The 11430-nt window shown below is 48.1% G+C and carries 13 protein-coding genes; 1 reads left to right on the top strand and 12 read right to left on the bottom strand.

All coding sequences use genetic code 11. From position 1 onward, the window contains the following. Window positions 1-80 precede the first annotated feature (80 nt). The 3 genes from AB5903_RS20695 to AB5903_RS20685 form a co-directional block, all read right to left on the bottom strand. The gene (locus AB5903_RS20695) at window positions 81-422 is read right to left on the bottom strand and encodes a hypothetical protein (protein ID WP_005653519.1); all 342 of its coding nucleotides are present in this window, start codon (window positions 420-422) and stop codon (window positions 81-83) included. Between the two features lie 662 nt (window positions 423-1084). After that, window positions 1085-1570, bottom strand: a complete 486-nt coding sequence (locus AB5903_RS20690; protein WP_005652839.1) for a GNAT family N-acetyltransferase — start codon at window positions 1568-1570, stop codon at window positions 1085-1087. A gap of 48 nt (window positions 1571-1618) precedes the next feature. Next, window positions 1619-2836: an acyloxyacyl hydrolase gene (locus AB5903_RS20685; RefSeq protein ID WP_272710873.1), complete on the bottom strand. Its 1218-nt coding sequence runs from the start codon at window positions 2834-2836 to the stop codon at window positions 1619-1621. 201 nt (window positions 2837-3037) lie between these two features. On the opposite strand from AB5903_RS20685, the gene AB5903_RS20680 reads away from it, so the two are divergent. Next, a complete protein-coding gene (locus tag AB5903_RS20680; RefSeq protein ID WP_258997704.1) occupies window positions 3038-3163 on the top strand; it encodes a hypothetical protein in 126 nt (41 codons plus the stop codon). Between the two features lie 128 nt (window positions 3164-3291). On the opposite strand, the gene AB5903_RS20675 is transcribed toward AB5903_RS20680, so the two are convergent. The 9 genes from AB5903_RS20675 to argR all read right to left on the bottom strand — a co-directional run bounded on the left by AB5903_RS20675 (window position 3292) and on the right by argR (window position 11184). Next, window positions 3292-4947, bottom strand: a complete 1656-nt coding sequence (locus tag AB5903_RS20675) for an AMP-binding protein (RefSeq protein WP_118153461.1) — start codon at window positions 4945-4947, stop codon at window positions 3292-3294. 41 nt (window positions 4948-4988) lie between these two features. Next, entirely contained in the window at window positions 4989-5543 is a 555-nt protein-coding gene (locus AB5903_RS20670) for a helix-turn-helix domain-containing protein (protein ID WP_005652831.1), read from the bottom strand. Window positions 5544-5571: 28 nt separating this feature from the next. Beyond that, on the bottom strand, window positions 5572-6345 hold the full coding sequence (gene proC, locus AB5903_RS20665; protein ID WP_016661175.1) for a pyrroline-5-carboxylate reductase: 774 nt from the start codon (window positions 6343-6345) through the stop codon (window positions 5572-5574). 123 nt (window positions 6346-6468) lie between these two features. Beyond that, window positions 6469-7590 carry an aspartate aminotransferase family protein gene (locus tag AB5903_RS20660; RefSeq protein WP_005652826.1) on the bottom strand — a complete coding sequence of 374 codons (1122 nt, stop codon included), beginning with the start codon at window positions 7588-7590 and terminating at the stop codon, window positions 6469-6471. Window positions 7591-7623: 33 nt separating this feature from the next. Next, window positions 7624-8592, bottom strand: a complete 969-nt coding sequence (argC, locus tag AB5903_RS20655; protein ID WP_005652824.1) for an N-acetyl-gamma-glutamyl-phosphate reductase — start codon at window positions 8590-8592, stop codon at window positions 7624-7626. Beyond that, window positions 8585-8803 carry a PspC domain-containing protein gene (locus tag AB5903_RS20650; RefSeq protein WP_005652822.1) on the bottom strand — a complete coding sequence of 73 codons (219 nt, stop codon included), beginning with the start codon at window positions 8801-8803 and terminating at the stop codon, window positions 8585-8587. The genes argC and AB5903_RS20650 overlap by 8 nt, the downstream gene beginning before the upstream one ends. Further along, on the bottom strand, window positions 8804-10012 hold the full coding sequence (locus tag AB5903_RS20645; RefSeq protein ID WP_117740470.1) for an argininosuccinate synthase: 1209 nt from the start codon (window positions 10010-10012) through the stop codon (window positions 8804-8806). A 95-nt stretch (window positions 10013-10107) separates the two neighbouring features. Then, window positions 10108-10665 (bottom strand): GNAT family N-acetyltransferase, encoded by a 558-nt coding sequence (locus AB5903_RS20640; protein WP_005652819.1) that lies wholly within the window; start codon window positions 10663-10665, stop codon window positions 10108-10110. Between the two features lie 45 nt (window positions 10666-10710). After that, complete coding sequence (gene argR / locus AB5903_RS20635) at window positions 10711-11184, bottom strand: arginine repressor (RefSeq protein WP_368118204.1); 474 nt, start codon at window positions 11182-11184, stop codon at window positions 10711-10713. Window positions 11185-11430: the final 246 nt, after the last annotated feature.

The raw sequence follows: 11430 nt of genomic DNA, 5'->3' as shown, positions 1-11430 counted from the left end.
GGTTACGGTATTGACGCTCCAATAAATCCCCGTCAACTCCATATAAAACACCTAAGAGCTTGCAACTGATCGGATAGTTATCAATACAGTTCTTTTAAAAAAGACGCAAAATCCTGCGTCATACGAGTACCTTCAGCCACCATACGCCAGTTACGGGAGATATACTCATTATGCTTCTTTAAGAGCCAGCGACGACGACGAATATTAAGGAAGACCTTCTTGCCACGAAGAGGAAAATCCTGAACAATAACAGGAGCATAAAAGCCTTTACTCTCAGTATCCTGATCTGTATACTTCTCAGGAACGATATTTTTCTCCTCAAGGTAGATCACAACTTCATTTACGCTTTCCTTCACATCAACAAGATCAAAGTAATCTAAAGTGCCTTCAGGAAGAAGAAGGCAATAACCGTTTAATTCCATAAGCTATGAATTTGGAGACAAAGATAACAATTTATAAATTTACCCCTCAGGTTTTTACATTGACCCCATTTTACCTTGAATTATGCCGCTCATGTAAACCAAGATGTAAACCGAAAAAGTATATACGTTAGCTGTTTCAGTTGGAATCCCCTGTAAGAAATATCGTTGTCCATAGTGTATTATGTCGTAAAGGAGCATTGTAAATGCAGCTGTATATCAGCAAAAACCTCGTTTTGCAATTGCGGGCTCTACGGTTGCCAATTGCGGGCCGTACAGCCCGCAGATGGAAACCGTATGGTTCGCAGCTGCAAAACGGAATTTATCAAGAGCTATGACGGCATAATATAAGGTGCAACGCAAGAAAAAGAACAAGGAGAAAGTGTATTTTCCTTGTGCATTTTGGGACAAAATGTAAGGGGTTGGGGTACTTTTTCCCCTTAATATGGGCAGAATGCCTCAAAATATGATGAGATGTGTATTATTGGGTAAAGTAACAGATAATTAAGTAGTTATAGAAGATGAAATGCTGAAAAAGCGGACATTTTAGTGATGACCGATAGTTTCTCGTCACCGGTCGTCACACTTCTCGTCACCTCTGTATCGCCCTCTGGTAAAGGGATACGGGCAATAGGTGACGAGTGACGACCAAAAAACAGTTTTCTTTATTTCAATATCAGTTCATAATCTGCTACATCCAGCCATTCTCCGAACTTCATGCCTACTTCCTTGAAGTGGGAAACTTGTGTAAAGCCAAGTTTGCTGTGTAAGGAACAACTGGCCGTATTACAAGCGGTAATACAAGCTATCAGTGTGTGATAATTATGTTGCCGGCATTCTTCGATGAGAACCTGCATCAGCAGTTTGCCGAGTCCTTTTCCTCTATGTCGGGCAGACAGGTATACTGTCGTTTCGAGGGTATATCGGTAAGCCGTCCGTTGTTTCCAGGGATGTGCATAGCAGTATCCCACAACTTTATGGTCTGTTTCGCATACGAAAAAGGGAAAGTGGGGAAAAATTTCTGCTATACGCAGGCGCATCTCATCTTCAGATATCGGCTCTGTTTCGAATGTATAGGTACTGTTGAGGATGTACTCATTATAAATATCGGTGATGTACTTGACATCTTGAGGTTGTACAGGTCTAATCATACCGAAAAATCATTGTTTGGATAATTTAAGCAGGTAAGTGCTTGCTAATTAACGATACAGCCGGGGACGCCTGTTATTAAACCGATACCCTATACCCAGCATCAGATAGTTGGGTTCATGAAAATCCTTCAGGTTGTAGCCGACATGCAGGAATGTGTCGCGGGTCATATCTATTTTGAGGGCCAGGATTTGGTAGAATGATTGCAAGTCGCCCCCGCCATGCAGGATATTGGCTCCGAAACCTATGCCGACGGTAAAGTAGGGCATTACCCATTCTCCGCGTGCCGAGACACCCAGAGAGAGTTGTTTGCGAAGCGGGGGAGTGCCGAATGCCTCTTCCTCGCTGGCATCGTCGAGCTGGGTAGCGTAATCCTTTGTATAAATGTTGGCGCTGGCATCATAGACACCGTCCAGAGATACTCCTGCACGGAATTTATATCCGAAGTTATACATCGGAGCGAAACAGAACCCGGCTACGCCGTATTTGCCGGGAGCGGGGACTTGTCCGCCGGGAACGTCTACGGCTTTCCGTCTCCACGAACCGAACAGCATAAGGTCATAGCTGACATGCCGGGGGAATGCCGGAACCGGAATTTGCTGCAACGGTTGCAAGGTTTTGTCAATGTCCCGGTTGAAATTATATGCCACTCCGATTTTAAAATCTATCGTGTTCAGTCCGGTGTTGGGGTACCGGGTATTGCCGTTGGAGAAATGTACTGCCGTTGCGCCGATATTGAGGTCGAACCGCGGGGAAAGTATCCAGTTCAGGTGAATGCCTGCGCTGAGATAGGCGTTTACTTTGCTTCCCATTACAGTATTGTTGGGATTGCTGAGATAGTCATACGGCTTCCAGCCAAAAGATGCGCCGAACCCCCATTCGTAGTTAAGCGACAAGCGGGGAGTGATTCCGGCGATGCGGGCGCCTTGGAAGGCGTAGAGGGCAACGGGAGTTCCCATTTCCCTGCGGTTGCCGAAATCGAAATAGCCCAATCCTATTCCCTGATAGGAACTTCCGTATACCCGGTCGGCGGCAGTACCCGGTGGCAGCCGGAATGAGTACTTCAAGTGGGCGGAGCAAGCAGACCTCATTATTTTGCGCATATCGTTTTCACCCCGCAGAAAGGAGCTGGTGGGGAAAATATATCCCGCCCGGCCTTCAATGCCGAGACGGTGGATATAAGCATCTTGTGCGCATATATTATCGGACAGAAACAGTATAATCATTAAGAGAAGCATATCTCTTCCGGTCCGCATTTTACTATTCATGATGTCGTGGCGTTCTCTGAATCTTGTGCAAATATAATCCTTTTATCCTTTTATTTGCATGAAAATCTTATATTTGCAAGGTTAATAATTCATCATCTATGTTATTCAAGAAATATGCTGGTCAATCGGAATAACAGTGGAATTTCCGGTGGCTTCCTTATTCGTTGACTATTCGACGGACTGAACTTATCCGGGGTGCTTATGGACAGGGTATATTCCTGTTACATGGAAACGGAGTTCTCGCTCTTTCCTCGTATGGCGGCATTGGCCGAGAATGTGTGGTCGTCGGCAGAGAAGAGTTTGCAGGATATAGTACGGAAGCGGTAGTCTTCATGCCAAAGAACAGGACAGCGGTTGTATCAATTATAGAATGACAGATAATACGTCAGTCATCATTTTGATACAACCGCTGTCTCTTTTACAAGCCATCTATGCTTCTGCTTATTCCGAAGCGGTTATTTCTCGTCGTTCTTCCGGATTTCCACACGGCGTATCTTACCGCTGATGGTCTTGGGAAGTTCGTCAACGAACTCTATGACACGGGGGTATTTGTAAGGAGCGGTCACTTTCTTTACGTGGTTCTGCAACTCCTTGACCAGTTCCTCGCCGGCGCGGTTCTTATAGTCTTTGGACAGTACGATGGTGGCTTTCACCACTTGTCCCCGTATTTCATCGGGAACTCCGGTGATGGCACATTCTATAACTGCGGGATGCGTCATCAGGGCGCTTTCCACTTCGAACGGGCCGATGCGGTAACCGCTGCTCTTGATAACGTCGTCGGCGCGGCCTACAAACCAGAGGTAGCCGTCCTCGTCCTTCCAGGCAACGTCACCGGTGTAATAGATGTTGTCGTGCCATGCTTCGCGGGTGCGGTTGGCGTCGCGGTAATATTCCTTGAACAGACCGAGCGGCTTGCCTTTGTCGGTACGGATTACAATCTGTCCTTGTTCACCGGCCTCTACCGAACGGCCGTCATGGTCTATCAGGTCTACGTCGTATTGGGGATTGGGTAATCCCATGCTGCCCGGTTTGGGCTGCATCCACGGCATGGTGGCTACGGTAAGGGTGGTTTCGGTCTGTCCGAAACCTTCCATGAGGCTGATGCCTGTCAGTTTCTTGAATGTATCGAATACGGCGGGGTTCAACGCTTCTCCGGCAATGGTGCAATACTGCAATGAAGAGAGGTCGTACTTCGTCAGGTCTTCGTGAATCAGGAACCGGAAGATGGTAGGCGGTGCACAAAGCGAGGTGACGTGATAGTCCTGTATCTTTGTCAGAATATCGGCAGGAGTGAATTTCTCGTGGTCGTATACAAAGATGTTGGCTCCGGCTATCCATTGTCCGTACAGCTTGCCCCATACGGCTTTACCCCAGCCCGTATCGGCAATGGTGAGGTGCAGGCTGTTTTCGTGCAGGTTGTGCCAGAAACTTCCGGTAACGATGTGCCCCAACGGATACGTGAAGTCGTGCGCCACCATTTTGGGTTCGCCGGTAGTGCCGCTGGTGAAGTACATCAAGGAAATATCGTCGTTGCTGTTGAGATGCTCCGGCCGTGCGAAAGGGGCGGCATCGGCAATGCCTTTGTGGAAGTCCTCAAAACCTTCGGCTATCTCCGGGCCTACGCTGACCAGCTTCTTCACACTCGGAGAGTCGGGCATGGCAGCCGTGATGTGGTCGGTAATGACGCTTTCGCCGGCACAGACAATCATCTTGATGTCTGCGGCATTGCAGCGGTATACAATATCTTTCTTGGTAAGCAGGTGTGTGGCGGGGATAACGACGGCTCCCAGCTTATGCAGCGCGATGATGCTGAACCAGAACTCATAGCGGCGTTTCAGAATGAGCATTACCATATCGCCGTGGCCGATGCCGAGGCTCTGGAAATAGGAAGCCGTCATGTCCGTATAGCGTTTCATGTCGGCAAATGAGAACTGGATGTGCTCGCCCTTGTCATTGGTCCAGAGCAGTGCGGGCTTGTCGGGATGTTCGGCCGCCCAGGCATCCACTACGTCATAACCGAAATTGAAATTCTCCGGTACGTTAATCTTTAAATTCTTGATGAAGTCCTCTTGAGATGTAAAGGACGTTTGCGATAAAAATCTTTCTACCATAACTTTTGGAATTTCTTCATTCTCCGTTCTTCTATGTGTTGTTACATGATTACGGCAAGGAAACGTACTTTCTTTCCGTCCAGCGCTTTCATGCCATGAGGCAGTTTGGAGTTGAAATACAAACTGTCTCCTTCGTTTAAAATCAAGTCTTTGCCGTCGATGCTCAGCATCATGCGGCCTTCCAGTACAAGGTTGAATTCCTGTCCGGAGTGACTGTTGTAGTGTATCGGCTCGTTATCCGGCTTGGGTTCGACGGTGACGATGAACGGGTCGGCGTTGCGGTTCATGAAACCGGCAGCCAGTGACTGGTATTTATAGGCTTTTGTACGCTCGATGCTGGTTCCCTTGCCGGCACGGGTAAGGAAGTAGCTGCTCATCTTCGGCTCTTCGCCGAACATCAGGGCATCCAGTGCGATGCCGTAACGGCGGGCTATCTTTTGCAGCATGCTTACGGAGATGTCGAATTCTCCCGTTTCGGCAAGACGGTACTCTTCTGCCGGGATGTCGCAATCGCGGGCGATGTCTTCGGCATTCAATTCCAATACGTCGCGCAGTCCGCGCAGGCGTTCGGCTATTTGTTTAATCTGTTCGTCCATGTGGTTTTTATTAAGTGGATTAGTACGGTTATTTACTTGCTTTTATGGCATTGATAATGGCGGAAGAGAATCCCTGATGTTCCAGCTCGTTGATACCCTTGATTGTAATTCCGCCGGGAGTGCATACCTTGTCAATCTCTATGGCGGGATGCGTGTCGTTGTTCAGAATCAGTTCGGCGGCGCCTTTTACCGACTGGGCTATCATGCGCATGCCGTCCTTGGGGTAAACGCCCAGTTCTATTCCGGCCTGCATGGCTGCCTGGATATACTTCAGTACATAAGCGATGCCGCAGGAAGTCATGGCGGTGGTTGCCGCTATCTTATCTTCGGGAATCAGCATGGCAAGTCCCATCTGGTTGAAGATGTCGAGCAAAAGCTGTTCCTGTTCCTTGCTGGCGTTACGGCTTGCAATGAGCGTCATGCTTTCCATCTCGCTGATGGCGGTGTTGGGGATGAGGCGGAACATGGTCATCTCCTTGTCTGCCACGTAGTGTGCCAGTTCTTCGAAAGGGATGCCGGCAGCTACGGAGATAAGTATCTGCTTGCTTTTCAGCTTGAGTTCGCTTACCACCGGTTTTATCAGCCACGGTTTGACGGCGAGTATGATGAGCTCGGCGCCGGTAACGGCTTCCTGATTGTCGCGTGTGGTTTGCAAAGCGGGGAATTCAGCCTTTAACGCATCCAGTTTGCCTTGCGTGGGATTAGAAACAATGATGTCGCTGGCGGGGATGATGGTTCCTTTTGCCAGACCGCGGGCGATGGAGCCGCCCATATTTCCTGCACCGATAATTGCTGTTTTCATATCATCTTGTCATTTAAAAAGTTGTCTTCGGGCAAAGGTAAAGATTTTAATGAAAAAACGACCGAAACAGGAAGGTATTCTTCTTTCGGTCGTATCTTTTGCCGGCTGATTATCCGTAAATTGTCAAAGTGCTTTCTTAAAACGTTCCAGGAAGAGGTTCGCTTCGTCCATGCCGAGACACAGGGGCGGCAACAGGCGGAGTACGTTCGTGCCGCTGACACCGGTAAATACATGCTGTTCTTTCAGTAACCTCAAACGCAGTTCTTTGACAGGCTCTTCAAATTCGAGACCAATCATCAGTCCGCGTCCGCGCACTTCCTTGATTTGCGGGAATTTCTTCAGCTCTTCCATCAGGTATGCGCCTACTTGGGCGGCATTCTCTACAAGAGCTTCCTGCTCTATGACATCCAGTACGGCAAGCGCAGCGCTGCAAGCCAGATGATTTCCGCCGAAAGTGGTTCCGAGCTGGCCGTAAACAGGAGTAAACATCGGACTGATAAGTACGCCCGCCATCGGGAATCCGTTGCCTATGCCTTTGGCTACGGTGATGATGTCGGCCTTGATACCGTTGTACTGATGGGCGAAGAACTTGCCGCTACGTCCGTAACCGCTTTGGATTTCGTCCAGAATCAGTACCGTATTGTGCTCTGTACAGGCCTTGCGCAAGGCTTGCATAAACTCGTCGGTGGGCAACTGTATGCCGCCCACTCCCTGAATGCCTTCGATGATTACAGCGCATACATCGCCTTTCGCCAGTTCGGCTTTCATCGCCTCTGTATCATTCAGCGGGAGATAGGTAACGTGTCCGCAGTTGTTGATGGGAGCAATGATTTTGGGATTGTCGGTTGCCTCTACCGCCAATGAAGTACGTCCGTGGAAAGCTTTCGAGAAGGATACCACGCGAGTTCGTCCGTTATGGAACGAAGCGAGCTTCAACGCGTTTTCGTTGGCTTCGGCTCCGCTGTTGATAAGGAAAAGGGAATAATCATTGTATCCGCAGACCTTTCCCAACCGTTCTGCCAGTTGCTGTTGCAGTTCGTTGATAACGGAGTTGGAATAGAATCCAAGCGTGGCTACTTGCTTGCCGAGCATCTCTACATAGTGCGGATGTGCATGTCCGATAGAGATTACTGCATGACCGCCATAGAGGTCGAGGTACTCCGTACCTTTATCGTCCCATACATGGCAGCCTTTTCCTTTGACAATATTGATGTCAAAAAGGGGATATACATCGAATAGTTTCATTCTTTCAGTAACTGATTACAAATTAAAGATACTTTAGAAAGCACTGGGTTTCAGTCTCAAACCGACAGTCTCTTCCAGATTGAACATCAGGTTCATGTTGTGTACGGCCTGTCCGCTGGCTCCTTTCAGCAGGTTGTCTATGCAGGAGATGATAAGGAGCTTGTCGCCATGCTTTTCCAAATGGATAAGGCATTTGTTGGTGTTGACAACCTGCTTCAAATCGATGTTCTTGCCGACGATATGCGTGAAGGAGTCTTTGGCATAATACTCTTCATACATGCGGACAATCTCTTCCAATGCCACTTTGGTCTTTATCACGATAGTGGTAAAGATGCCGCGGGGAAAATCACCACGATAGGGGATGAAATCGATGTCCGAATCGAAACTGTTCTGGAGCTGTTTGAGCGATTGCTTGATTTCGGGCACGTGCTGGTGCTCGAAAGCCTTGTACACACTCAGGTTGTTGTTGCGCCAGCTGAAGTGGCTCGTAGCTCCCGGCTTGACGCCTGCACCGGTACTGCCGGTGATGGCATTCACCATAATATCGCCGTTCAGCATCAGATGCTTGGCAAGCGGAAGCAGGCCCAACTGGATACAGGTGGCGAAGCAGCCGGGGTTGGCAACATGCTTTGCCGTGCAGGTGGCACGGCGGTTCAGCTCGGGAAGGCCGTAGATGAAGTCATGGTCGTCGCTCTTGATGCGATAGTCCATGGAGAGGTCGATTATCTTCAGGTCTTCCGGTACGTTGTGGCTTTCCATGAATTTTCTGGTGTCGCCATGCGCCGTGCAGAAGAAAAGTACATCGATTTCGTCCAACGGAAGTGCGTCGGTAAACGTTAAATCCGTCTCTCCGTACAACCCTTCGTGTACGTCGGTTATTTTGTTGCCGGCATTGCTCGAGCTGTTTACGAATACGATTTCCGCTTCGGGATGGTTCAGTAACAGGCGTATCAGTTCGCCTGCCGTGTATCCGGCTCCGCCGATGATTCCTACTTTAATCATGTTGGTAATATCTATTGGGTTCTTCTGGTATTATAACTAATAGTATGATATATATAAGCGTACCTGCAAACGCAGTGAAGATCGTAGCAAAAACGTAGATGATGCGTACCAGTGACACGTCGAGTCCGAAAAAGTTTGCCAGTCCTGCACATACGCCGGAAAGCATTCTTCCGTTTCGGGGGCGCGTTAATTTTTGCTTTCGGTTCATCATTTAGATTTCTTCGTCTTTGTGGTTTGAGTAATAGGCACGCAGTGCGGTAGAAGTTACCTTGATGAAACCTTTGGCGTCTTCCGCTGTCCAGCCTTTCTGCATTTCACCGTATTCGCCGAATTTGTTCTTTACAAGGTCGTCGTCGCTTTCCACGCCTACGGTAGAGAAACAGAGCGGATGAAGTTCGAGAATCGCAGTACCGTTTACATTGCGTTGCGAAGACTCCAGCATGGCTTCGATGTCGCGCATTACCGGTTCCAGATACTGGCTTTCGTGCAGGAACATACCGTACCAGTTGGCTACCTGGTCTTTCCAGTATTGCTGCCATTTGCTTAATGTGTATTTCTCAAGGAACTTGTGTGCGCCGATAATCAGCATGGGAGCGGCTGCCTCGAAACCTACACGCCCCTTGATGCCGATAATCGTATCGCCTACGTGCATATCACGGCCGATGCCGTAAGCCGCACCGATTTCCTCTACCTTCTGGATAGCCTTGATGGGGTCGTCGAATTTTTCATCGTTGACCGCTTTAAGCTCACCCTTCTCGAAGGTCAGGCGCAACTGTTCGCTGCCTTCTTTGGTGCAATGTTTCAGATAGGCGCTTTCGGGAAGTCCCTGTGCGGAGTCCAGAATCTCACCGCCGCAAATGGAAGTACCCCACAGACCTACGTTATAGGAATATTTCAGTTTGGCGAAGTCGGCTGCAAAGCCGTGTTTGTTCAGATAATCTATCTCTTCCTGACGGCTCAAAGCCATGTCGCGTGTCAGCGTGATGATTTCCACGCCCGGAGCCATGACAAGGAAAGTCATGTCGAAACGAATCTGGTCGTTACCCGCACCGGTCGAACCATGTGCAATGGCGTCTGCGCCGATTTCGTTGGCGTAGCGTGCAATGGCCAGCGCCTGGAATATACGTTCGGAGCTTACGGAAATAGGATAAGTACCGTTACGCAATACGTTGCCGAATACCATGTATTTCAAGCTCTTTTCGTAATATTCCTGCGTTACGTCCAAAGTAATATATTTTACAGCACCCAGTTTGTAGGCGTTCTCTTCGTTTGTCTTCAGCTGTTCGGGGCTGAAACCGCCGGTATTGGCACAAGCCGCATATACCTCGTATCCTTTCTCTTTGGCCAGATACATAACTGTGAATGAGGTGTCCAGACCACCGCTGAATGCAACTACTACTTTTTTCTTCTTTTCCATAATACTTATGAATTTTGAATGTTGAATTATAAATTAGGAATCAGGCTGGTTATAACGAGTCCGTGTGTTCCCATTCATAATTCAAAATCTATAATTAATTATATTTTATCTTCCTCGTGTAACTTCGGGTCGTAAAGCATTGCCGTGCAAATGCAGAACTTCCGGTTTTTGGCTACCAGTATGTCATGGTTGATACAGCCCTCGCAGCCTTTCCAGAAAGCCTCGTCGTCTGTTAGTTCATTGAAAGTAACCGGTACGTAGCCCAGTTCGGTATTCATTTTCATAACGGCCGCTCCGCTGGTCAGACTGAATATCTTGGCTTTGGGCCACCGCAGGCGTGCCAGGCGGAAAGAAGCCGTCTTGATACGTTTGGCCAGTCCCAAGCCGCGGTAATCGGGATGTACGATGAGGCCCGATGTTGCCACGTACTGCTTGTTTCCCCAGCTTTCTATGTAGGTGAAACCTGCAAATTCGTCTCCACATAAAGCTATGATAGCTTTTCCTTCTTTCATTTTAGTCGCCACATATTCGTGTGTGCGTTCTGCGATGCCCGTTCCGCGCACCTTGGCAGCTTCTCGGATGGTATCCAAAATCTTATCCACGTAAACTTCATGTGAGGCGTCGGCCACCATCACATCAATCTGTTTCGAATCCATTTCTTTTATTTCGTTATATATTCGTTGTAATATAGTTGTACAGGTTTACTTTATGTTAGGAATGATTTGTGACAGAAACATACGCACCTCTTCGTGGGATGTAGCCTCGTGCAGAACCATCATGATCGTGTCGTCGCCGGCAATGGTGCCCAGTACGGCGGGACATTCGCGGTTGTCGATGTCATAAGCCATGCTGCTGGCATAGCCGGGCCGGGTGCGGATGACGGCAATGTTCTTGGAGAAATGGAGGGAAATGAAGCCGCTGGTCATCAGCATTTCGCTTGCGCTCTGGTCGTTGCTGCGCTTGTACATGATGTTGTTGGGAAGAACATATACATATTTCCCGTTCATGTTGGCCGCTTTGGCTACTTTCAACTGTTTCAAGTCGCGTGACAAGGTGGCTTGTGTCAGCTCAAAGCCCTCTTTGTCCAAAGCCTGCAACAGCTCTTCCTGAGAACTGATGTCTTTGCTTGAGATAATCATCTTGATGGCATCTAACCGATTGGCTTTCTTTTTCATGTTTCTGTATAATTATTCTTAAGTTGGTGCAAAAGTAGGGAATATTTTGGAAAGAATATACAGAAATGGGATTTTTTTATTCTTTAATATGCAAAAAACGTAAAAAAGACGGTATATGTATGCAGGTTTGGAATATAATTAAAAGCCTTTTATCGGAAATCTTTTAATTATATCTTTCCTCTATGAAAAGATAAAGATTACCCCTGTCTTTATGGCTCCTTTACTTAGTTTATGGTGTTAATGAGC

The sequence above is a fragment of the Bacteroides sp. 2201st1_D9_2201SCRN_220225 genome (genome assembly GCF_040928965.1).
In the GTDB taxonomy this organism is placed as follows: Bacteria; Bacteroidota; Bacteroidia; order Bacteroidales; family Bacteroidaceae; genus Bacteroides; species Bacteroides stercoris.
Note: the sequence above shows the minus strand (reverse complement) of the source record. Positions and strands in the feature narration are given on the sequence as shown.